The sequence below is a fragment of the Streptomyces sp. NPDC059201 genome (assembly GCF_042754585.1).
Taxonomy (GTDB): domain Bacteria; phylum Actinomycetota; class Actinomycetes; order Streptomycetales; family Streptomycetaceae; genus Streptomyces.
The window spans coordinates 649,981-672,464 of record NZ_JBHZBB010000004.1 but is presented as its reverse complement, the minus strand read 5'-3'; the positions used below and the strand labels follow the sequence as shown (position 1 = coordinate 672,464).

Sequence of the window (22,484 nt, the reverse complement as noted above, 5' to 3'; positions counted from 1 at the left end):
GAGAGGCACGAAGACAGTCATGGCCGTGAACGTCCGCATCCCCACCATCCTCCGCACCTACACCGGCGGGCAGGCCGAGGTCGCCGCCGAGGGCGGCACCCTCGCCGAGGTCATCGCCGACCTGGAGAAGAACCACACCGGCATCGCCGCCCGCGTCCTGGACGACCAGGGCAAGCTGCGCCGCTTCGTGAACGTCTACGTCAACGACGACGACGTCCGCTTCGAGCAGGGCCTGGAGACCGCGACGCCGGACGGCGCGGGCGTCTCCATCATCCCGGCCGTCGCCGGCGGCTGCTGATCCTCCCCGGCTCCGCCCGAGCCCTACCTGTCGGTACTGAATTGCCCCCTCCGCCGGAGAAAGCGGAGGGGGCAATTCTGCATGGTTGAGCGCGGTAGAGTTGGGGAAGTCCCCTCCGCCGCTCATGCCAAGCGCATATGAGCCCGGCCCGGGACCTGACAAGAATGCGACAACCGGCGGCCGGAAAGCGCGCACACTCTGCCCGTTATGAGCCTTTCGCCCGGCCCGACTTGCCCCGCAATTCAAGGATTTCTTCCTGATTCCCCTTTCCGCTCCGCCGAGAATTCCCGGTGGATTGCCCTGTTGCAGAGGGCAGTTGGGCAGATACATTCAGCGGCGGTCGACGCGTTCCGGCGCAGGTTCTGACCCGGGTCCGTGAAGTGCGGATCCGCTCAAGGGCCAGTAAGTAATAGGGGAGTTAGGCATGGCTCAGGGCACCGTCAAGTGGTTCAACGCGGAGAAGGGCTACGGCTTCATCGCGGTCGACGGTGGTGCGGATGTTTTCGTCCACTACAGCGCCATCCAGATGGATGGGTACCGCAGCCTCGAAGAGGGCCAGCGAGTCGAGTTCGAGATCTCGCAGGGTCAGAAGGGCCCTCAGGCGGACATGGTCAAGCTGTCCGCCTGAGTGCGACGCGATCGGCCACCGACGCCAACGCCGTCGAGGGGCCCGCATCCCCAGGGATGCGGGCCCCTCACGCGTTCCCGGGGGCCGGAGTCTTTCGCGCGTCGCCGGGGTGCGGGCCTCCGCGCGTTCCCGGACGTCCCGGAGGGCTGCCCGATCCACGAGAGTCGCTTGCACTCGCATGGGTCGAGTGCTAATCATTGGCGTTAGCACTCGGAAGGTGAGAGTGCTACGAGGATCGGGCAGACGAGGCCGCCGACCCGGGTGGGGCAAGGAACCACGCGGAGCGCGGAGGCCGTCCGTCGCGGGCGTCGGCGCGGTCCTGGAGCGTTATCCACCCCATGTCCGGGAGGACCACTTCACATGGCCAAGATCATCGCGTTCGACGAGGAGGCCCGGCGCGGTCTCGAGCGCGGCATGAACCAGCTCGCTGACGCCGTCAAGGTCACCCTCGGCCCCAAGGGCCGTAACGTCGTCCTCGAGAAGAAGTGGGGCGCCCCCACGATCACCAACGATGGTGTCTCCATCGCCAAGGAGATCGAGCTCGAGGACCCGTACGAGAAGATCGGCGCCGAGCTGGTCAAGGAAGTCGCCAAGAAGACGGACGACGTCGCCGGCGACGGTACGACCACCGCCACCGTCCTCGCCCAGGCACTCGTGCGTGAGGGCCTCCGCAACGTCGCCGCCGGTGCCAACCCGATGGCCCTCAAGCGCGGCATCGAGAAGGCCGTCGAGGCCGTCTCCGGCGCCCTCCTCGACCAGGCGAAGGAGGTCGAGACGAAGGAGCAGATCGCCTCCACCGCCTCCATCTCCGCCGCCGACACCCAGATCGGCGAGCTCATCGCCGAGGCGATGGACAAGGTCGGCAAGGAAGGCGTCATCACCGTCGAGGAGTCGCAGACCTTCGGTCTCGAGCTTGAGCTCACCGAGGGCATGCGCTTCGACAAGGGCTACATCTCGGCGTACTTCGCGACCGACATGGAGCGCATGGAGGCGGCCCTCGAGGACCCGTACCTCCTCATCGTCAACTCCAAGATCTCCTCCGTGAAGGACCTCCTCCCGCTCCTGGAGAAGGTCATGCAGTCGGGCAAGCCCCTGCTGATCATCGCCGAGGACGTCGAGGGCGAGGCCCTGTCGACGCTGGTCGTCAACAAGATCCGCGGCACCTTCCGCTCCGTCGCGGTCAAGGCCCCGGGCTTCGGCGACCGCCGCAAGGCCATGCTCCAGGACATCGCCATCCTCACCGGCGGCACGGTCATCTCCGAGGAGGTCGGCCTCAAGCTGGAGTCGGCCGGTCTCGACCTGCTGGGCCGCGCCCGCAAGGTCGTCATCACCAAGGACGAGACCACCATCGTCGACGGTGCCGGTGACAGCGAGCAGGTCGCGGGCCGCGTGAACCAGATCCGCGCCGAGATCGAGAACAGCGACTCGGACTACGACCGCGAGAAGCTCCAGGAGCGCCTCGCGAAGCTCGCCGGCGGCGTGGCGGTCATCAAGGCCGGTGCCGCGACCGAGGTCGAGCTCAAGGAGCGCAAGCACCGCATCGAGGACGCCGTGCGCAACGCCAAGGCGGCCGTCGAGGAGGGCATCGTCGCCGGCGGCGGCGTGGCCCTGCTCCAGGCGTCCAGCGTCTTCGAGAAGCTGGAGCTGGACGGCGACGAGGCCACCGGTGCCGCGATCGTCAAGCTCGCCCTGGAGGCCCCGATCAAGCAGATCGCGGTCAACGCCGGCCTTGAGGGCGGCGTCGTGGTCGAGAAGGTCCGCAACCTCACCCCGGGCCACGGCCTCAACGCCGCGACCGGCGAGTACGTCGACCTGGTCGCCGAGGGCATCATCGACCCGGCCAAGGTGACGCGCTCCGCGCTCCAGAACGCCGCGTCGATCGCCGCGCTGTTCCTCACCACCGAGGCCGTCATCGCCGACAAGCCGGAGAAGTCCGCGGCGCCGGCCGGCGGCGGCATGCCGGGCGGTGACATGGACTTCTGATCCCCTGAGGGATCGGTGGTTCATCGCTGACGCGAGCTGTATCGCGAGCTGAACGCGAGCCGAGGGCGGTACTCCCCTGCGAAGGGGGGTACCGCCCTCGGCGCGTTCCCCGGGGTGTCACACCACGGGCCGTACGAGCACCTCGGCGAGCGGCTCGCCGGTACGCGCGGCCAGCGCGACGCGCGCCTTCACCTCGGCGAGGGTCCGGGGCCGGTAGCCGGGCCCGCACCCCTGGCAGCAACTGGTGTGGAACCGCACCCCCGCGCGCAGCAGCACCGACAGCACCCGCCACGCCTCGGTGTCGTTCCGCCGCGGCGGCTGAAAGGCCGACCCCACACCGATCATCGGCTCCGCGCAGCGCGGACACTTCCGCTCGGCGCCGTGGTCCTTCCCCTGCTTGTAGGAGGCCCGGCAGGGCAGGCAGACGTACGAGGTCCGGTGGATTCCCATGGGGGAAGGGTAGGGAGCGGGCGGTCGGAGGGCCCGTGATTTACGCCCGTCCGGCCGGAGTCCGGCGGCGGAAGAGCGCCGTCCAGAGGAAGCCCTTGCCGAAGTGCGGGGAGTCGTCCGGCTCCTCGCGCATGCGGCGTATCTCCAGCGGGGTCAGGTCGGCGAAGAGCGACCGGAGGGCCGTGTCGGTGTAGGCGAGGCCGCCCTCCAGGGCGCCCTCGCGGTAGAAGTCGGCGTCCGGGCGCTCCGAGCCCATGCCGCCCTCGCCCGCCGCGAAGGCCGTCAGGGCGAAGAGGCCGCCGGGCGCGAGGACGCGGTCCAGGAGGGCCAGGTGGCTGACGCGGCGGTGCGGGGGCAGGTGGTGGAAGCAGCCGGAGTCGTAGACGAGGTCGTACGGACCCTCGACCGTGCCCGCCGCGAAGGCGTCCCCGCACACGAAGCGGACGCCGGTCGCGCCCGCCTCCCGCGCCCGCTCCTCCGCCCAGCGGACCGCCGTCGCGGAGAGGTCCACCGCGTCCACCTCGTACCCGAGCGACGCGAGGTACAGCGCGTTCCGCCCCGGCCCGCACCCCAGGTCGAGCGCCCGCCCCCGCCCCGCGAGCAGCCCCCGCTCCTCGTACGCCACCAGGTTCTCGTCCGGCTTCGGCACGAAGAACGGCACCGGCCGCCCCCGGTCCGCGTAGAACCCGTCCCACCACCCCGCACCACCCTCCGACCACCGGTCGGCCCCGGGCACGAACAGCCCGTCCAGCAGCGCCAGCACGTCCTCGACCGTCCGAATGTCCCGGCCCGTCCCCACCATGCGGATCTCCCCTCGACGTTCCCTCCAGGGTAGGGGGCTGGGCTCCAAATGCTCAGGTCAGAGCGGGTGTTGGGGGTGGAGGTGGAGGGCCTGGGAGGAGGCCGGAGAGGCGTACGGGCCGGTCTCGGAACCCTGCCCCCGGGTGGGGTGCGAGGAGGGGGTGGAGGGCCGTTCCCTGGCCGGGAAGAGCCCTTTCCGGCCGGTGCCCGGGCAGGTTTCCCGGGAGGTGACATACCTGGTGGCGCCGGTGTTTCGCGCGACTGTACGATCCGGCTGCCGGCGGGTGGGGGGCTATCGGGCCGGCACCTCGGCCCGCCGTGTGCGCCCATCGGCGTACGACGTTCTCCGCGCCCCTCCGCCGCCTGTCGCCATCGACTTCCGCACGAGGGGAACCCCTTTCTTGTCCGTTCGCAGAGCCGTCGCGCTCGCGCTGAGCGCGGCGCTGGGCCTCACCGGCCTGGCGGCCGTCACCGCGCCCGGCGCCGTGGCCGCCTCCACCACTCCGTACGAGGTGACGATCCCGGCACCGCCGAGCGTCACCCCGCCGCCCCAGCGCCTTTTCGGCGCGGGCACCGGCGTGCAGACCGCCGACGCGGCGACCGGCCGGCTGCGCTGGCAGAGCCTGGAGACGGGCGGGCGGGTGGAGCTGCGCGATTTCTGCGACTCCTCCGACCGCATCGCCTACTTCGGCGACCGGGTCGGCTGCGTCGGCTACCACGGGGACGCGGACGAGGCGTCCGTGTACGACTTCGCCACCGGCGTGAACCTGACCCGCGCCCGTCCCGAGGGACACACCTGGCTGCGGGCCTTCGACGCGGACCGGCTCCTCGCCTACCGCGCCGACGCCGAGGGCGCCGTGACCCTGCGCCTGCTGGGCCTCGGCGGGGAGACCGCGGGGGACACCGACGTCACGACGGCGGACGAGCGGATCATCGGCCGTCCCCAAGTACTGGCCTTCGACGACGCCGGCGCGGTCGTGTCCTACGCGCGGGCCGACCGGCCTCACGCCGTCGGCTACCTCGACTTCGGCGCCTCGACGCTCGTCCCGCTGGCCCTCGGCGACGCCCTGCCCGCCTACCCGAAGGCCGCGCTCGGCGCGGGCCGGATCGCCGTGTACGACGAGTACGCCATGAACGAGGCGCACGTCGTCGCGCGGACGTCCCCCACAGCCCCCGTCACGAAGGTCGCGCTCCCCGGCACGAGGTCCGACCGGGGCAGTCTCGCCCTCCTCGGCGACTGGATCGTCGGCCACTACGGCAGCGACTACTCGGCGCACCCGCTGAAGGCCGTCCCGCTCACGGGCGGCACCGTCCGGGACCTGGGCGTGTCCGCGGCCCAGGGCAGCGAGATCCGGACGTCCCCGACCGGGCAGCTGTACGCGGTCGGCGGCACCGACTCCACGCACTGGGGCGTGCGCCGCGTCACCCTCGACGCGACCGGCGCGCCGGTCACCGAGCAGGTGCTGAGCACCCTGCCGAAGCCGCTCCAGCGGACCGGTCTGACCTTCGCGAACGGCCAGCTCGCCACCGAGCACACGGACGACCCGAAGCGGGAGCTCGTACGCTACGACGTCTCCCTGGCCGCCGAGCCGCGGACGGCCGTCCGCCGCTGGAGCTGCGACGCGGGCGGCGGCCCCGCCGCGAACTGCCTGCCGACGGCGGGAGGGAAGTGGATCGCCACCGGCGACGGACGGCTGGTCGCCCTGGTCTCCGAGGACCCGCCGTGGGTGCCGGGCGAGCTGCCCTGCGGCGGCTGCGTCATCAAGGTCAAGGTGATGGACGGGGCAGGCGGGAGCACGCGTACCGTCACTCTCGACACCGACCGGCGGATGAGCGTGAACCGGATCGTCCGGGCCTCCGGACGCTACCTGCACCTGCTCACTTCCGAGGACTACGAGACGCGTTCCGTCGTCGTCGACATCGAGACCGGCAAGACCTTCGTGTCGAACAACACGGTCCAGGCGCTGTGGGGCACGTGGCTCTGGAGCGCCAGTACGGCGAACGACTCCGTCTCGGCGGTCGATCTGCGCACGGGTGCCACCGTCGCCGCGGCCGACCTCGGCAGCGACTGCGGCGTCTTCGACTTCGAAGTAGTCGGGCCGTGGATGTACGGGCTCTGCGGCGACGCGGCCACCGCCGTCGTGCACAACCGGGAGACGAAGAAGTCCGTTCGCTTCACGCTCGCATCCCGCGGCTCTCAGGCTGCCCTCGGCGACGGTTTCCTCGTCTCCATCGCCACGCCGGGCGACGACCAGGTGGTCGTGACCGACGTCCGCTCCGGCGTCCCCGTCACCCGTACGATCGGCACGCTGCAAGACGACATCCCGAACAACTACAACCAGACCTGGACCGTCGACCGGTTCGGCGGGGCCGTCGCCTTCGTCGACGCCCAGCAGGCGATCCACGTCGTCGGACTCGGAGGCGCCACCAGCCGCGTCACCGTCACCGACTCGACCGTGCCCGCCTCGGTGCACGTCAAGTCGGCCACGTGGAAGCCGCGGTGGTGGCTGTCGAAGCCCGCGGCCTCCTGGTCGCTGTCGCTGAAGCACAAGGCGAGCGGGAAGACCGTGCGGACGATGACCGGCGGCGAGGCCCGCGGTCTGGTCACGGGAGCCTGGGACGGGAAGGACGCCGCCGGGAGGCTCGTCGCCAACGGCGCGTACACCTGGACGCTGACCGCGAAGCCCGCCGACGGGCAGGGCGCCGGACTGGTGGCGTCCGGGACGGTCGCCGTCTCCGGCGGCGCCGCCGTGTGGCGGGACATGGCCGGGGACGACGGGTTCGGTGATCTGCTGACGATGGACACCGCCGGGGCGATGTCGCTGTACCGGGGCACGGGTACGGGCGGCGTCTCGGCCCGGATCCCGGGCGGCGGCGCCGCGTTCCCCACGGCCACCCTCTTCGCCCCCGTCGGGGACCTGAACGGCGACCGGTGCGCGGACGTGTACGCGCGGGTGGGGGACCAGCTGCGGGCGTACCGGCCCGGGTGCGGGAAGGCCGTCACGGCGTCGTCGCCGTACACGCTCGTCGGGTCCGGCTGGGGCGGTTACGACGTGCTCACCTCGTCCGGTGACGTGAACGGCGACGGGTTCGCCGACCTCGTCGCCCGGCAGGCGTCCACGGGTGACTTGTACTTCTACGCGGGGGCGGCGACCCACACCCTGAAGGCGCGGGTGCGGATCGGTACCAACTGGAAGCTGTACAAGAAGCTTGTCGGGGCCGGAGATCTGAACGGGGACGGGCGGGGTGATCTGCTCGGGGTCGATTCGGCCGGTGTGCTGTGGCGGTACTACGGGACCGCTTCCGGTGGCGTGACCGCTCGGGTGCGGGTCGGCGGCGGCTGGGGCGCGTACTCCGCGCTCGTCGGTGTCGGTGACCTGTCCGGGGATGGGCGGGCGGATCTGCTCGCGCGGGACACGGCCGGGAAGCTGTGGCGGTACGCGTCGACCGGGGTCGGTACGTACGGCGGCCGGGTGCTGATCGGCAGCGGTGGCTGGAACGGGTTCAAGGGCCTGTTCTAGGCGTCGGAAAGTCCACTGTTCGCCGTCGGCGCATTCCGTGCGCCGACGGCGAACTGCGTTCTCGCGGGGGCTGGTTCGGTGGTCTGCTGGGGCGTATGGAGATTCTTGTGCTGGGTGGGACGGGTTGGGTGGGGCGCGAAGTGGCGCGGCGGGCTTTGGGGCGGGGGCATGCGGTGACGTGTCTGGCGCGGGGGGAGAGTGGGGAGGTCGCCGAGGGGGCTGAGCTGGTCGTCGCGGACCGGCGGGAGGCGGGGGCGTACGAGGGGCTCGCCGGGCGGGACTGGGACGCGGTGGTCGAGGTGTCGTGGCAGCCGGGGTTCGTGAAGGGGGCGCTCGCGGCGCTCGGGGGGCGGGCGCGGCACTGGACGTATGTGTCGTCCGGGAACGTGTACGCCTCGCAGGCCGAGATCGGGGCCGACGAGTCCGCCGCGATACTGGAGCCGACCGAACTGGACGAGGTCGGGCGGGAGTTGTACGGGGAGGCCAAGGCCGCGTGCGAGCTGGCGTCCGTCGCCGCCGTCGGGGACCGGCTGCTGATCGCCCGCGCCGGGCTCATCGGCGGGCCCGGCGACGTCAGTGGCCGCACCGGCTACTACGCCGCCCGCGCCGCGCGCGAGCCCGGGGCGCCCATGCTGGTGCCCGACGAGCCCGGACTGCCGACGCGGGTCGTCGACGTGCGGGACCTCGTCGACTGGATCCTCGACTCCGCGGAGAAGGGGGCGACCGGGACCTACGACGCGGTCGGGCCGAACGTGGCCCTCGGGGAGTGGATCGCGCTGTCCCGCGCCGCCGCCGGGCACACGGGGGCCGTGGTGCCCGCCGGGTCGGCGTGGCTGGTGGAGCAGGGCGTGGAGGAGTTCATGGGGCCCGACTCGCTGCCGCTGTGGATCGTGGCCGAGGACTGGGAGGGGTTCCAGGCCCGCTCGGGCGCCGCGGCCGCCGCCGCGGGACTGGGCCGGCGGCCGCGCGCCGAGGTGATCGCCGACACGCTGGCCTGGGAGCGCGAGCAGGGGCTCGACCGGGAGCGCCGGGCCGGCCTCAGCCCGGCGCGCGAGGCCGAACTGCTGGCCCTGTTGGGGGAGTAGGGCCTCGCTGTCGATGGTCTGAGGGTTTACGGGGCCATCAGGGCCGGGTCCTGGTTCGAGTGGCGCAGGGCGTCGGCGACGAAGGTGATCGCCGGGCCGGGCTCGGCCCGGCGCGCGAGGTCGAATTGCTCTCCCTGTTGGGGGAGCAGGGGCCCTGGCCGGCTTACGGGGCCATCAGGGCCGGGTCCTGGTTCGAGCGGCGCAGGGCGTCGGCTACGAAGCCGTTTCTCTTCAGGTCCTCCACCACGGAGCGGAGGTACGTGACCGTCTCCGGCGCCTTGTCCGCCGCCGTGCCTACGGCCTGGCGGATCTCCATGAAGCGGCCGTCGATCAGGCGGACTTCGGGGTGGGCCGCGACATAGGCGGCGACCGGCTGGCGGATGCCCGCGCCGGCCTCCAGGTCCAGGGTGCGGAAGACCTCGACGCCCTCCGCGCCGCGCACGACGGTGGCGTGGGCCAGGGTGCGGGTGAGGTGGAGGTCGTACGCCGAGCCCTGCTTGACGCCGACGCGCACGCCGGGCGCGTCCACGTCCTCGACGGTGACGAGCGGCGAGTCCCGCAGGACCGTGTACACGCCCTCGATGACGACGTACGGGGCGGTGAACGCGACCTCCTTCTCGCGCGCCGGGTCCACGGCGAGGAAGCACAGGTCGGCGCGGCCCTCCGTCATCGCCTCGAACGACTTGCGCGCCGCGTCGAAGCAGAGCGTCTCGACCGAGAGCCCGAGCCGCCGGCCGATCTCCCGGGCCAGGTCGACCGTGATCCCGGCGGGCGCCTCCGGCGTGCCCTGGGCGAGCACCGGGTTCCCGAGGTTGATGGAGGCCCGCAGGACCCCGGTGGGGGCGAGGTCGGCGGCGATCGCGGCGATGTCGTGGTGCGTGGTCGTCATGGTTGCGGAGTCTAGGCAGGGGCGGGGCGGCCGGGGGTGTCTGGCGCGGAGCCGCTGCCGAGGGGCGGCTGCCGAGGGGCGCTGCCGCGGGGCGGAATGGCCGGGCGTGGCCGAATTCGGCACCTGCTGTGGGGATTGGTTTCAGCCACTCTGCACGTGCTTTCGGAATACCCTGGTCCGAGTGGCGATGATCATTCCGGATGGCCGTTCCGGCCGGACTGACCTGGGGTTTCTCATATGCAGGACGTGAAGATCCAGGTTGGTCTAGACATTTATTCCGGGGGGCGGGTAGGTTGCGGACCGCGAGTTCTCGTGAACGTTTGCACGACCCGAAAATCCGTCTCCACTTTGTGAGGGATCAAATGGTCAAGGCAATTGTCGGCATGGCGGACCGCCTGCTCGGCCGTGTTCTCCGTGAGGAGAGCGCCGAGGCGTACTGCGCCTGCCCCGCGGGCGGCACCAGCTGGTGCTCCGGCTCCACGCTCTACGTCAAGGTGTGCTGTTCCTGGAACTGCGCGGTGGCGCCGTCCTGTGTCACCAAGTCGTACCCGGGCGACTGCTGAACCGCCTTTCGGTGACATGCCCTCCCCGGTGCCGCTCCGCGCGGCCCGGGGAGGGTCCGGCAGAACCGACGGAGGGACACCCATGACCGACTCGCTGATCCTCGCCGTCCGGTGCGTCGTGACCGTCGTCTTCGCCGCCTCCGCGCTCGGCAAGGCGCGCGCCCCCGGGGAGTTCCGGGCCGCCGTCCGCGACATGCGGCTCGTACCCGGGCGGCTGACCGGCGCGGTCGCCGTCGCGGTCCCCGTCCTGGAGGCGGTCCTGGCCGCCGCCGTATGGATCCCGGCCCTCACCGCCGGGGCCTTCGCCCTCTCCTTCGGCCTGGTCGCGGTCTTCACCCTGGCCCTGGCCTCGGTCCTCCGCCGGAAGATCGACACCTCCTGCTCCTGCTTCGGCACCTCCCGCACCCGGGTCGGGCCCGCGCACCTCGTCCGCAACGCCGTCCTCCTGGGGGCGACCGCCGCCGGATTCCTCGCCTCGCTCGCCGCCGGCGGGCCGGCGTCCGTCCCGGTGATCGGCGCCCTCGACTTCACCGGCGTCTTCGTCGGCGTCCTCGGCGCGGTCTGCGTGAGCGCGCTCGTCATCTCCACGGACCTGCTCGCCGACGTCTTCGCCGATGTCCTCTCCGGGGCCGGCTCCGGATCCGGCCGGCGGCGGCCTTCCTGAACACCCCCTGAAACCGCCGAGAAACCAAGCGAGGCCCTTTCCATGCTTGTCGCCGCTGTCGTGCTGATCGGTTGTCTCTCCGTCTTCAACCTCTTCCTCATGCTCGCGGTGGCCCGCCGCGCATCCGGCCGCTCCGGGAATTCGGGGAATTCCGGGGAGTACGTCTCCGACGCCCCGGAGAACACCCTTCCCGACGGTTCTCCCGTGCCCGAATTCCAGACCGCCACGCATTCCGGCGAGCCGGTCGACCGGAATTCCGTCGCGCCCGGATCCGTCATCGGATTCCTCTCCACGACCTGCGGGCCCTGCGTCGAGCAGGCGCCGGAATTCGCCCGCATGGCGAAGGACTTCCCGGGTGGCCGGGACCATGTGCTCGTCTTCCTCAAGGGCGGCGGCCCCGAGCGGCAGCGGATGATCGACCTGCTGGATCCGGTCGCCCGGGTGATCACCGAGGCCGCCGGCACCACGGGCGCCTCCGCCTCCTTCGGGATCGTCCGCTGGCCCAGCTATCTGGACGTCGACGCCGAGGGCCGGGTCAGCGACCGCGGCCAGGTCGACGCCGCCCCGTCGGCGACCGCCTCCCGGTGAACGGCCCCGCCTCCGCGGGCCACGCCCGCGCCGGCCGCGGGGACGTGGCCCGGGCCGGGCGGACCGCCGCCGGGCTCGCCTGGCGGGCCGGGCGGCTCGCGCTCGTCCTCTACCTGGCGGGGAGCGTCGTCGCCGGGCTCCTCCCCGCGGCCGCCGCGCTCCTCGTCCGCGAGCTCTTCGACGCGATCACCCTGCACCGGCCCACGGACACGCTCGTCCGCATCGCCGTCCTCCTGGTGGCGGTCAGCCTCTGCATCGCCCTCGTCCCCGCCGTCACCGACTTCCTCCGCGAACAGCACGCCCGCAGGGTGCAGCTCAGGGTCCAGGACGAGCTGTTCGAGAGCGTCAACCGGCTGCCAGGACTGCGGCACTTCGAGAACCCGGCCTTCCAGGACGAGCTGCGGCTCGCCCAGGAGGCCGGGTCCTCCGCGCCCGGCATGCTGATCGGATCGGCCGTCGGCGGCCTACAGGCGCTGGTGACCTTCCTCGGCTTCCTGGTCACCGTGTGCGTGCTCAACCCGCTGCTCGGCGCGCTCACCGTCGTCATGGCGCTGCCGGCCTTCCGGACCCAGCTCACCGCCGGGCGGCGGCGCGCCGCCGTCATCCGCGACATCGTGGCCCGCAGCCGCCGCCAGATGTTCTACGCGAGCCTGCTCACCGACACCGACGCGGTGAAGGAGATCCGGCTCTTCGGCCTCCAGCACCACTTCAAGGACCGGGCGCGGGCCGAGCTGGCCTCCGCCTCCGAGGTCGAGCGGCGCACCGAACTCCGTAACCTCCTCTGGGGAGTTCCGCCGTCCGTGCTCGGCGTCGCGGTCTACGGCGTGGGGCTCGTCTGGGTCGTCCGGGCCGTCGGCCAAGGGGCCCTGTCCGTCGGTGACGTCTCGGTCTTCCTCGCCGCCACCGCCGCCATCCAGACCGGCGTCGGGCAGCTCGCCGCCACCGGCAGCAACGCCTACCAGGCCCTCCTCACCTTCGTCTCCTACCGGGCCCTGCGCGACATGGAGCCCGATCTGGAGCAGTTGGAAGGCCCGGCGGAGGAGCCGCCCGCGCTGCGGTCCTCCCTCACCTTCGAGGACGTCTGGTTCCGCTACGACGACACCTCGCCGTGGGTGCTGCGCGGGGTCGACCTGACGCTCACCGCGGGCGCGACGACCGCGCTCGTCGGACTGAACGGCGCGGGCAAGAGCACCCTGGTGAAGCTGCTGTGCCGGCTGTACGACCCCACCCGGGGCCGCATCCTGTGGGACGGCACCGACATCCGCCGCTTCACCCCGGACGAGTTCCGCCGCCGGATCGGCGTCGTCTTCCAGGACTACTGCCGGTACGACCTCACCGCCGCCGAGAACGTCGGCCTCGGGCGGCTCGACCGGGCCGGCGACACCGCCGCGGTGACCGGCGCGGCGAAGGCGGCCGGCATCCACGAACGGCTCACCCGCCTCCCCGCCGGATACTCCACCCTCCTCAGCCGCGTCTTCCTCCCGGACGGGGAGAGCGGAGCGGAATTCGGCTTCTCCGGGCAGTCCCTCTCCGGCGGCGAGTGGCAACGCGTCGCCGTGGCAAGGGCGTTCATGCGCGCCGACGCCGACCTCCTGATCCTCGACGAGCCCAGCGCCGGACTGGACGCGGAGGCCGAGAAGGAGATCCACGACAGCCTGCGCACCCTGCGGCGCGGCGCGACCGGCGTGGTGATCTCGCACCGGCTGAGCGCCGTCCGCGACGCCGCCGCCATCGTCGTCCTCGGCGACGGGCGGGTGGTCGAGGAGGGGACGCACGAGGCGCTGATGGAGCGGGGCGGCCGGTACGCGGAGCTGTTCACGCTCCAGGCGGACGGCTACCGTACCGACGCGCCGGGCCCGGTTCCGGACCCCGTGCCGTGAGGAGTGGTGACGTGTACGTGTTCCTGGGCGTGGCCGCGGGCCTCGCGCTGCTCCTGGTACTGCTGCGCCGCTTCCTGTCCCGGCTCCGGATCAACGGGCCGAGCATGATGCCGGCGCTGCGGGACGGGCAGCGGGTGCTCGTCGTCCGGAGCGGCGCGGCCCGGCTGCGTACCGGACGGATCGTCGTCGTCGCCCCGCCCGAGGGGCTCGTGCCGCCCCGCCGGGGCGCGGCGGAGGGCGCTCGGCCGCCGCTGGTCGTGAAGCGGGTGGCCGCGCTGGCGGGGGAGCCGGTTCCGCCCGAGGTGTGCGGGGCGGCCGGTGTCGCGGAGGGTTCGCTCGTGCCGCCGGGGCGGATCGCGCTGCTCGGGGACAACCCCGCCTTCAGTACGGACTCGCGCTTCTGGGGGCTGCTGCCGGTGTCCAGCGTGATCGGAGTCGTACTCGACAGGGCGGCGTAGCCGGAGACGGCCGGCAGGCCGGAGGGGTGGTGTCCGCGGATCCGCGGGTGCCGCCCCTTCCGTGCGCCGGGGAGCCGTCAGGCCGTGGTCAGCTGCCAGTTCTGGAGGGCCGGGTCGGCCAGGGTGGTGCCCAGGGCGGTCATCGCCTCCGCGGGGGTGGTGGTGGCGGGGGCGGAGAGGCGGAGGTGGGCCGTGGTGGCGTCGCAGGCGGTGAGTCTGGCCTGCCAGCCGCCGGGGAGCAGGGCGATGAAGCGGATCGCCGCCAGCTCGGGGGCTGCTCCGGCCGGGCCGACGAGGGCCACCTGGGGTAACTGGTACATGAGGGACTCCGGAACGGACGTGCCCCGGGCCGGCCGCGAAGGGGTGGCGGCCGGCCCGGGAGCGGGGCGGTTCGTCAGCGGGAGGTCGTGCCCTTGGAGAGGCGGTAGACGACGGCCAGGATGGCCACCGCGAGGACCGCGCCGCCGCCGTAGCGGACGCCGTCGGCGGCGTCCCCGGTGACGAGGACGACCTCGGCGACGGCCAGGACGGCGAGCAGGGCGGCGAGGAGGGTGCGGCTGGAGGTGGCGGTGGAGGAGGACATGGGGGTTCCTTTCCTTCGTTTCCTTCGAGGGGGGTGGAGAACTCCGGCCGCCGTGGGGACGGCCGGAGCGGGTATCGGGGGCCGGCGTCAGTCCGTCAGCTTCAGGGCCTGGCCGAAGGAGAGTTTGCGGTCCGTCTGGAGGAGCGCCCGGCGGTAGACCCGCGCGCTCACCGTGACGATGGCCGCGGCCGCCGCGAGGGACAGGCCGAGCGCCACGACCGGCTCCCACCAGGCGGCCTCGCCGGCGAGGACGCGGGCGGGCATGGTGACCGTCGAGGTCAGCGGGACGAAGGAGAGGATCTCCCGGGTGCCGCCGGAGACGGTGACGCCGACGATGAAGACGAGCGCGGTGATCGCGTTGACCGGGGTCGTCGTGGACTGGATGTCCTCGGTACGGGTGGCGAGCGCGCCGGCCGCGGCGAAGAGGCAGGCCAGGACGGCGATCCCGACGACGTAGAAGACGAGGAACCAGCCGAGGCCGGAGCCGATGTCGGCCAGCAGCTCCTTCTCGCCGGTGAAGAGCAGGCCCGCGACGCCGACCAGGCTGAAGAGGGTCATCTGGGCGAGGGCGAGGACGGTGGAGCCGACGATCTTGCCGACGAGCAGGGAGCGGATCGGGACGGAGCTGGCGATCAGCTCGACGATGCGGTTCTGCTTCTCCTCGACGACGCTGGTGGCGAGGGCCGCGCCGAGGAGGACGGCGGCCAGGTAGAAGAGGAAGCCGAAGAAGTACGTGGTCATCCGGACCGGGCCCTCGGGCGTCTTGTCCGGCGACAGCAGCACCCGCTCCATGCCGGTGTCCCGGCCCAGGGCCTCCAGGCTGGTGCCGGCGGCCGCGGCGTTCTCGGCGAGGGCGGTCTGCTGGACGGCGGCGCCGATCCAGGTGGCGGCGATGTCGTTCTGCCCGGTGTCGCCGAGGAGCACCCAGCGGCCGTTCTCCCGGATCAGTCCGGCCTCGGCCTCGCCGGCCCGGACGGTCGCGCGGACCTGGTCGGCGGACGCCTCCTCCCGGACGGTGATCTCGACGTCCTGCTCGGCGCCGACGGCCAGGGTCTCGGCCTGTCCGGCCAGCTTGCCGGCCGACTGCTCGGCCACGGCGACGGTGATCTTGCCCATCGAGTCGGCCAGGTAGAGCTGGAGGCCGATCGCGCCGACGATCAGGGCGAGCGTGACGAAGGTGGAGAGCAGGAAGCCGCGGTTGGTCAGCTTCACCTGGATCTCGCGGGCGGTGACGATCCGCCAGGGAGCCGTCCGGCCCGCCGCCTTGGCGGATTTGGCCGGATTCGAGCGCTTCGGGGGTGTCGTGGTGGCGGACTCGGGGCGTTCGGTGACGGCCGCCGGCTCGGTCCGCTGTGCGGGGGACTGGGTCACGGTGCTCATGCGGCGGTCATCTCCCGGTAGATGTCGGCGATGCTGGGGACGAGGGGGGTGAAGGCGTGCACGGGGCCGCGGGCGAGGGCCTCCGTGAGGAGCCGGCCGGGGTCGGCGTCGGCGGCGAGCTCGACCCGGGCGCCGTCGGGGAGTTCCTCGACCTCGGTCACGCCGGGCAGGTCGCGGGTCCAGCCGGCGGGGCCGCCGGTGACCAGCTGGTAGCGGGGGCGCTCGCGGTGGCGCAGCTCGTCGGCGGTGCCCTTGCCGACGACCCGGCCCTTCGCCATGACGACCAGGTCGTCGCAGAGCCGCTCGACCAGGTCCAGCTGGTGCGAGGAGAAGAGGACCGGGACGCCGTCCGCCGCGTACTCCCGCAGCAGGTCGGCCATCGTGTCGACGGCGTGCGGGTCGAGGCCCGAGAACGGCTCGTCCAGGACGAGGAGCCGGGGGCTGCCGAGCAGGGCCGCCGCGATCTGCACGCGCTGCTGGTTGCCGAGGGAGAGCGACTCCAGGCGCGCCTGGGCCTTCTCGGCGAGCCCGAGGCGCTCCAGGAGCTCCAGGGTCTCGCGGCGGGCCTCGGCGGTGCCCTGGCCGCGCAGCCGCGCCAGGTAGACGAGCTGGCTGTGGACGGTCTGCTTCGGGTAGAGGCCGCGCTCCTCCGGCATGTAGCCGAAGTCGCGGCGGTCCTCGGCGGTGGCGGGGGAGCCCTGCCAGCGGACGGTGCCGCCGTTCGAGGCGAGGACGCCCATGATCATGCGCATGGTCGTGGTCTTGCCCGCCCCGTTCCCGCCGACGAAGCCCGTCAGGCGGCCTTCCGAGACCCGGAAGGACACCCGGTCGACGGCGCGGTGACTCCCGAAGTCGCGTACGAGTTCTTCCAGTTCCAGCATCTGATGTCTTCCTTCGGATCTTCCGTGGCTACGGAGCGGGCGGGGCGGCCGGGCGGGCGGCTAGGGCAGGGGGTGGGGGGCGGCGGCGAGGGGGTCGTCCAGCCGGGCCGGGCAGCCGGTGCGCTCCGGCGCCGAGGCCAGCCGGGGCAGGTGCCAGCTCCACCGGTGCGTCTCGTCCATGCGGAGATTCTGGTACCCGGGGGCCAGGACCTTCATGACCTTCCAGCCCATGGCGGCGACGGTGGCCGGAAGCCGGTGGGTGAGGTCGAGGGCGAGGAGGGCCGCGCCGTCGGCGTTCATGGCCTCCGTCAGCTCCCGTACCGGCAGCGGCGGCGCGGCCGACGGGCCGGGCAGCACGGTCGGCTCCTGGAAGCCGTCCGCCCAGGCGCGCACCGAGTCGTAGGCGGGCCGGGTCAGCATGTGGCTCAGCCGGTCGTGCTCGGTGACGACGAGCGGGCCGCGCGGCCCGGTCCCGCCCTGCGCGCGCAGCGCCCGCAGCGCCGCCCGCACCTGCCGGGCCTCCTGGAACGCCTTGACGGCGGCCTCGGCCGGGCGCGTCGACGCCTTCATGCCGACGGTGGCCAGCGGTACGGCTCCGGCGGCGTCGCCCTCGGTGTCCTCGGGGTCCTCCGGTTCGATGAGGAGGGCCGTCATGCACCACAGGCCGGTCGCGGCGACGGGGATCCGGGCGAGGACGGGCCGCAGCCCCTCCGCCTCGGCCCGCTGCCAGACCGCCCGCAGCGCGGTGTCCTCCGGGGCCGGCGTGTAGGTCGGCAGCCGCAGCTGACGGCCCCACGCGACCGTGAGGGCGTCCCGCTCGGCCACCTCGACCAGGGCCGCGCCGAGCGCGGCGTCCGGGCCCGCGCCCGCCGCCGCCCCGGAGGGGCTCGGGTCGAACAGGACGTCGTTACGGGCCGGCCAGTTGACGAGGTCCGCCGGGACGAGCACCGGGGCGCCGGTGTCCAGGGTGCGGGCCTCGTGCCAGTCCAGGACGGCCGTCGCCGCGTCCGGGTGGGCCAGCGCGTGGCCCGGGTGGTGCGCGTACAGCGTCACCGCGCCCACCTCGGCCGCGGTGCCGCGGACGGCGGGGTGCGCGGCCGAAGGGTGCAGGGCCCGCCGCTCGACGGCCTCGCCCGCCCCGCGCAGCAGCGCGTCGCTACGGGAGGGCCCGCTGGCCCCGGCGAACCGCGCGGAGAGCGGCACGTCGTCCGGCGCGAACTCGCCGTCGAGCGGCGGAAGTTCCACCGCACTGCTCCACAGCGGGTCCCCCGCGTGCGGCGGCGTCACCGCGTACCGCAGGGCGACGCCGGTGGCGGGAGCGAGGGTGGCGGGCACGTCGATCATCACGCCACCGTCCCGAGGGCCGCCGGGGTGCGGACCGCTGAGCCGGAGGCCGCGGACCCGGGGATCGCCGACTCGGGGGTCGCCGAGCCGGGGGCTGCCGATCCGAGAGCCGCCGACGTACGGGCTGCCGCCCCGGGGGCCGCCGCCCCGTGGCCCGGCGCCCCGAAAGTCGGCGTCGGGCCCGCCGCAGGGGACAGGAACGGTAGGGCTGGGTGGCCGTCTCGGAGGGTGGTGAGGGCCAGGAGGACGCCGGCGGAGCCTGTGCCCAGGTCGGTGGAGAGGCGGTAGCCGTACTGGCCGAGGAAGTCGACGCGGCCGGGCTCCGAGGCGATGGCCTCCCAGCCGAGCGCGTCGAGGTGGGCGTCCAGGACGTGCCGCTCGCTGGGGCGGGTGCCCTCGCCGAGTGCCAGGATCTCGCCGGCGCGGCCGTGCAGCAGCCCGCACGGGGTGGAGAAGCCGCCGCGCCGCACGGCGAGCAGCCGGTCCGCCGCGGCGCGCAGCCGCTCGTCGCCGGGCAGGTGCGGGAGCGCGGCGCGCAGGGCGATCGCGATGCCGGCCGATCCGTCGAGCCCCGAGGTGAGGAAGCGCTCGTCGAAGCGCGGGTCCTCCAGGAGGTCCAGGTCGCCCCGGAGTTCGTTCACCGCCTGCTCCAGCAGCCGGGCCTCGCCGGTGACTTCGTACAGCCTGATCAGGAACAGGGCGTGTCCGCAGCGGCCGTTGAGCAGTCCGATGCGGTTGGGGGCGATCGTGTCGGGGAGCCGGTCGGCGAGCGCCGCCGCCTGCCGGACGAGCCGCTCGTCGCCGTTCCGGCCCGCCCGGTGCAGGGCGGCCAGGCCGAGGCCGGAGAGGCCGTTGGCGACGGTGGAGCCGACGTTCGGGTCGGCCTGGGCGAGGGCGAAGGCGCGGTCGAGCACCGTGTCCGCGGTGTCGTGGTGACCGAGCTCGCCCAGGGTGTACGCGATGCCGGAGAGGCCGGTGAAGAGGCCGGGGCCCTCGCCGGTCGCCGTCTCCGCCTTGCGCAGCAGCCAGTCGACGTGCGCGGCGGGCACCTCGGCGCCGGTGCGGTGGAGCGCCCAGAGCACGCCGGCCGCGCCGTAGGCGAAGGTGACGCCGCCGTCGGCGAGGACGAACTGCATGACGTCGCCGGGGTAGAGCCGGTCGTCGCGCTCGGGGGTGGCCGAGCCGAGGATGGACTCGGCGATGGCGGAGGTGAGGACGGTGTCGCGGGCGCCGGCCGGCCAGGTCACGCCGTAGTCGGTGCGGGCGCCGAGGACGTCGTCGCCGAGGCCGCGCTCCACCCGCTCCACGAAGGAGGCGGGGAGCGGGAAGTCGCGGACGGCCGCGTCGAGGAGGGTGCGGATCTTCTCGGTGCCCCACGGCACGACGTGCGGCATGGGCACGAAGAGGGTCAGCCGGAGCACGTCGAGGGCGAACAGGTCGACGGCCTTGCCCCGCAGGTGCTCGGGGGCGCGGAAGCCGAGGGAGCCCATGGCCTGCGGGCGCTCCTCCTCGGTGGGGGTGGCGGTCTCCAGGTCGATGAAGGCGACGGTGTCGTCCTCGCCGACGAGGATGTTGCCGGGGTGCAGGTCGCCGAAGACGACGCCCCGCTCGTGCATGGCGGCGATGCCGTCGGTGACCTGGTCGAGGATGTTCAGCGCCCAGGCGGTGTACTCGGCGCGGGCGCGGGCCGAGTTGTCGGTGGAGCCGTAGGGGTGGCGGGCGCGGACCAGCTCGGTGAGCGGGGTGCCCTCGACGTAGTCGCGGGCCAGGAAGTGGTGTTCGTTGCCCCGGCGGACGTCGCGGAGGGCGGGGACCGAGGCGAGGCCCTCCAGCCGGGAGAGCGCCCAGTGCTCGCGTTCGAGGCGGGTGACGGCGTCGTCGCCGGCCGCGTCGAGTCCGGCCAGCGGGCGGGCCTCCTTGAGGAGGACCTCGGCGCCGTCGCGCTTGTCGACCGCGCGGTAGACGCCGCCGCCGTTGGAGAAGTGGAGCGCCTTGTAGACGCGGAAGGGGAAGTCGGCGAGGGTGCGGGCGCGCCGCTCGGCGAGCGCCGCCTGGAGGAAGGCGGGGATCTCGACCCAGGCCGGCGGGTGGAAGCCGGGCCGCCGCTCGTCGGGGACGAGCTCCCCTTCCGGGGTGGTGATGGCGGGGGTGAGGGTGCCGTCCTTGAGCCGGGTGGTCTTGAGGACGAAGCCTCCGTAGCGGACGTGGAGGGGGCCCTCGCGCCAGCGCAGGTCGCTCAGGATGGAGGGGGCGGGGGTGCCGCCGACCAGCTCCTCCAGCTCGTCCAGGGCCTGCTCAAGCTCGGTCTCGTCGACCGGGTAGATGGTGACGAACTTGCCGCTGGCGCTGCGGTCGCCGTACTTGCTGCCGCGCCGGCCGAGGGTCTCGGGGTCGGAGATGTACTTGAACATCAGCCGGTGCCCGACGCAGTAGGCGACGACGGTGTCGAGGAGTTCGGCGGCGTTGCCGGGGGAGGCGGCGACGTGGATCTTCCAGCCCTGGTCGGGTATCCGGGAGTCCGGTGGGACGCAGACCGTCCATTCCTGTCCGCGGGTGGCGGTCCAGCCCTCGGGGAGCGGGTGGCCCTCGCGGAAGTCCTGGCCGGCGGACTCGGTGGCGGGCGCGTCGTAGAAGAGCGTGTCCGCGCGGCAGAAGTTGATGAACCGGGTGTCGAGCACGGTGTCTCCAGGGGATCAGAAGGGCAGGAAGGGCAGGACGTAGGTGCGGTGGAGCGAGGTCCACAGGGGCACCCGGCCCGCCTCGACCTCGGCCGTCCCGGCGGCGACCGACGGCGCCCGGGTGAGGTCCAGCGGGAAGGCGGTCGAGTCCATGCCCACGGCGCCGCCGAGGTCCACGGGGAAGTAGGTGGAGACCGGGACCTGGGTGGCGGAGGCGGGTGCCGATCCGATCCGGGCGGTGCCGACGGTGTCGTTGAGCACCAGGCCGTTCGTCTTCAGCGTGACCCGCTGTCCGGCGCGTACGAGGTCGGCCGCGTCGCCCTCGGGGAGGACGAGGCGGACGGTGCCGGAGGCGTCGGTGACGTAGGCGGCGGCGACGGTCTGCTGGACCGGCAGGAAGAGCGCGGCGCCGGCCGCGGCGGCGAGCAGGGCGCAGACGGCGGCGACGCGGCCCTTGCGGACGCCGGCCTCCTTGACCTCGGCGGAGAGCCGCAGACCGCCCCGGATCATGATCCACAGGGCGTAGGAGAGGCCGGAGGCGGCGAAGAGGAGGCCGACCCAGCCGACGCGCTGGAGGGTGCCGAGCCAGGTCTGGAGGGCGGTGGTGAGGAAGTACAGGGGGAAGGCGAGGCAGGCGAGGCCGTAGACGATCGTCCACCGGGTGGGCAGTTCGCGCTGGTAGGTGCCGCCGAAGAGGGTTCGGGCGAGCCAGCGGCGGGCGTCGGTCATCGAGCGGTCGCGGAGGTACGGGACGTCCACGTGGCTCATCAGGGCGATGTAGCCGTCGAGCTTGATGAACGGCGTCAGGTTCAGCAGGGCGGTGGCGTAGCTGGAGACGGCGAAGAAGAGCAGGCAGGTCTTGGCGGTGCCCTCGGCGAGCGGCCAGGCGACGAACGCGGAGGCGGCGGCGAGCGAGGTCTGGACGGCGGGCCCGGCGAGGGCGGTGTGGACGCGCTGCCTGCGGTCCGGGAGCCGCCAGGCGTCGGAGACGTCGCAGAAGAACGCCGGCATCAGGTAGAAGAGCATCACGCCGATGCGGGAGGGGCGTCCGCCGTAGCGGATGAGGACGGCGGCGTGGCCGAGCTCGTGGATCGAGACGCCGATCAGCAGGGCGACGAGGACGCCGGTGAAGCTGACGGCGGAGAGCGGGCTGTTCAGGGTGGTGACGACGGTGTCCCACTGGGCGGCCATCGCGCCCATGCCGAGCAGGACGCCGAGGGCGGCGACGGTCATCGCGCCGCGCGAGAAGAGGCGGGCGAAGAGCGGCCGCATGGCCTGCATGGTCTTCCCCGGGCGCAGCAGCGTGAGCTGGAGGGTCATCGGGGGGACCATCTGGAAGCGGGGGGCCACCGGCGGGGCGGGCGTCTCGCCGTCGTCGAGGAGGCGCATGGTCTCCAGGCGGGTGACGGCGCTGCCGACGCTCTCGGCGTTCCAGATGCCGCCGAGGCGGGCCGCGAGGGCCTCGTGGTCGCGCTCGCCGTCGAACTCCTGGACGAGCTGGGCGATGTGCGGGGTGATCCGCACGTAGCGGGCGCCGTGCTGGAGGACCCATTCGCCCTGTCCGTCGGCGGGCGAGTGGACCTCGGCGCTCGGGGCGAGGCGGGGACGCTTCGCGTGTGCCGGGAGGGTGGGGGGCGGGGGACTCGTGACAGCGCTCACGGGAGTTTCCTTGTCGAAGCGGCGGCGGGCAGGGGGAGGAGCGTGCGACACCCTTGCGGTGGGGGGGGCCCGCCCGGGGGGCGCCGGCGCCCCCCCCCTAACCGGGGGGGTCCCCCGCCGTGGGGGGCGGGGGGGCGGGGCGGGGGTGGAC

20 protein-coding genes are annotated in these 22,484 nt (G+C 73.2%); 10 read left to right on the top strand and 10 right to left on the bottom strand.

Translation table 11 applies throughout. The annotated features are described in order from the left end of the window. Nucleotides 1–19: 19 nt before the first annotated feature. From ACFXMG_RS17515 to groL, 3 genes are all read left to right on the top strand, one after another. Complete coding sequence (locus ACFXMG_RS17515; protein WP_383825888.1) at nt 20–298, top strand: MoaD/ThiS family protein; 279 nt, start codon at nt 20–22, stop codon at nt 296–298. Between the two features lie 424 nt (nt 299–722). Then, nucleotides 723–926, top strand: coding sequence for a cold-shock protein (locus tag ACFXMG_RS17510; protein ID WP_030750332.1), 204 nt, complete (start codon nt 723–725; stop codon nt 924–926). A 360-nt stretch (nt 927–1,286) separates the two neighbouring features. Further along, on the top strand, nt 1,287–2,909 hold the full coding sequence (groL, locus tag ACFXMG_RS17505; RefSeq protein ID WP_383825891.1) for a chaperonin GroEL: 1,623 nt from the start codon (nt 1,287–1,289) through the stop codon (nt 2,907–2,909). Nucleotides 2,910–3,026: 117 nt separating this feature from the next. On the opposite strand, the gene ACFXMG_RS17500 is transcribed toward groL, so the two are convergent. Beyond that, nucleotides 3,027–3,359, bottom strand: coding sequence for a deoxyxylulose-5-phosphate synthase (locus ACFXMG_RS17500; RefSeq protein ID WP_383825893.1), 333 nt, complete (start codon nt 3,357–3,359; stop codon nt 3,027–3,029). Between the two features lie 40 nt (nt 3,360–3,399). Further along, complete coding sequence (locus tag ACFXMG_RS17495; protein ID WP_383825896.1) at nt 3,400–4,161, bottom strand: class I SAM-dependent methyltransferase; 762 nt, start codon at nt 4,159–4,161, stop codon at nt 3,400–3,402. Nucleotides 4,162–4,561: 400 nt separating this feature from the next. Here ACFXMG_RS17495 and ACFXMG_RS17490 point away from each other — a divergent pair, with 400 nt between their 5' ends. Both ACFXMG_RS17490 and ACFXMG_RS17485 read left to right on the top strand, forming a co-directional pair. After that, on the top strand, nt 4,562–7,681 hold the full coding sequence (locus ACFXMG_RS17490; RefSeq protein WP_383825899.1) for an FG-GAP-like repeat-containing protein: 3,120 nt from the start codon (nt 4,562–4,564) through the stop codon (nt 7,679–7,681). 95 nt (nt 7,682–7,776) lie between these two features. Beyond that, nucleotides 7,777–8,766 (top strand): NAD-dependent epimerase/dehydratase family protein, encoded by a 990-nt coding sequence (locus tag ACFXMG_RS17485; protein WP_383825902.1) that lies wholly within the window; start codon nt 7,777–7,779, stop codon nt 8,764–8,766. Between the two features lie 163 nt (nt 8,767–8,929). Here ACFXMG_RS17485 and ACFXMG_RS17480 read toward each other — a convergent pair whose 3' ends face one another. Continuing rightward, nucleotides 8,930–9,655, bottom strand: a complete 726-nt coding sequence (locus tag ACFXMG_RS17480) for a transporter substrate-binding domain-containing protein (protein WP_383825906.1) — start codon at nt 9,653–9,655, stop codon at nt 8,930–8,932. A 362-nt stretch (nt 9,656–10,017) separates the two neighbouring features. Between ACFXMG_RS17480 and ACFXMG_RS17475 the strand changes: the two genes are divergently transcribed. The 5 genes from ACFXMG_RS17475 (at nt 10,018) to ACFXMG_RS17455 (ending at nt 13,808) form a co-directional block, all read left to right on the top strand. Then, nucleotides 10,018–10,218, top strand: coding sequence for a hypothetical protein (locus ACFXMG_RS17475; RefSeq protein WP_383825909.1), 201 nt, complete (start codon nt 10,018–10,020; stop codon nt 10,216–10,218). A gap of 82 nt (nt 10,219–10,300) precedes the next feature. Continuing rightward, on the top strand, nt 10,301–10,882 hold the full coding sequence (locus tag ACFXMG_RS17470; RefSeq protein ID WP_383825911.1) for a MauE/DoxX family redox-associated membrane protein: 582 nt from the start codon (nt 10,301–10,303) through the stop codon (nt 10,880–10,882). A 42-nt stretch (nt 10,883–10,924) separates the two neighbouring features. Next, nucleotides 10,925–11,470, top strand: coding sequence for a TlpA family protein disulfide reductase (locus ACFXMG_RS17465; protein ID WP_383825914.1), 546 nt, complete (start codon nt 10,925–10,927; stop codon nt 11,468–11,470). Then, nucleotides 11,467–13,350: an ABC transporter ATP-binding protein gene (locus ACFXMG_RS17460; protein ID WP_383825917.1), complete on the top strand. Its 1,884-nt coding sequence runs from the start codon at nt 11,467–11,469 to the stop codon at nt 13,348–13,350. Before ACFXMG_RS17465 ends, ACFXMG_RS17460 begins: the two co-directional genes overlap by 4 nt. 11 nt (nt 13,351–13,361) lie before the next feature. Further along, entirely contained in the window at nt 13,362–13,808 is a 447-nt protein-coding gene (locus tag ACFXMG_RS17455; RefSeq protein WP_383825920.1) for a S26 family signal peptidase, read from the top strand. A gap of 77 nt (nt 13,809–13,885) precedes the next feature. On the opposite strand, the gene ACFXMG_RS17450 is transcribed toward ACFXMG_RS17455, so the two are convergent. The 7 genes from ACFXMG_RS17450 to mpaP form a co-directional block, all read right to left on the bottom strand. Beyond that, nucleotides 13,886–14,128: a hypothetical protein gene (locus ACFXMG_RS17450; RefSeq protein ID WP_383825923.1), complete on the bottom strand. Its 243-nt coding sequence runs from the start codon at nt 14,126–14,128 to the stop codon at nt 13,886–13,888. A gap of 74 nt (nt 14,129–14,202) precedes the next feature. Continuing rightward, a complete protein-coding gene (locus tag ACFXMG_RS17445; RefSeq protein WP_383825926.1) occupies nt 14,203–14,391 on the bottom strand; it encodes a hypothetical protein in 189 nt (62 codons plus the stop codon). Nucleotides 14,392–14,478: 87 nt separating this feature from the next. Beyond that, nucleotides 14,479–15,771 carry an ABC transporter permease gene (locus ACFXMG_RS17440; RefSeq protein ID WP_383825929.1) on the bottom strand — a complete coding sequence of 431 codons (1,293 nt, stop codon included), beginning with the start codon at nt 15,769–15,771 and terminating at the stop codon, nt 14,479–14,481. Continuing rightward, the gene (locus ACFXMG_RS17435; RefSeq protein ID WP_383825931.1) at nt 15,768–16,652 is read right to left on the bottom strand and encodes an ABC transporter ATP-binding protein; all 885 of its coding nucleotides are present in this window, start codon (nt 16,650–16,652) and stop codon (nt 15,768–15,770) included. The genes ACFXMG_RS17440 and ACFXMG_RS17435 overlap by 4 nt, the downstream gene beginning before the upstream one ends. Nucleotides 16,653–16,712: 60 nt before the next feature. Continuing rightward, nucleotides 16,713–17,996 (bottom strand): YcaO-like family protein, encoded by a 1,284-nt coding sequence (locus ACFXMG_RS17430; protein WP_383825933.1) that lies wholly within the window; start codon nt 17,994–17,996, stop codon nt 16,713–16,715. After that, nucleotides 17,996–20,674 carry a class III lanthionine synthetase LanKC gene (lanKC, locus tag ACFXMG_RS17425; RefSeq protein ID WP_383825936.1) on the bottom strand — a complete coding sequence of 893 codons (2,679 nt, stop codon included), beginning with the start codon at nt 20,672–20,674 and terminating at the stop codon, nt 17,996–17,998. Before lanKC ends, ACFXMG_RS17430 begins: the two co-directional genes overlap by 1 nt. 15 nt (nt 20,675–20,689) lie before the next feature. Beyond that, nucleotides 20,690–22,333, bottom strand: a complete 1,644-nt coding sequence (gene mpaP, locus ACFXMG_RS17420) for a daptide biosynthesis intramembrane metalloprotease (protein WP_383825939.1) — start codon at nt 22,331–22,333, stop codon at nt 20,690–20,692. Nucleotides 22,334–22,484: the final 151 nt, after the last annotated feature.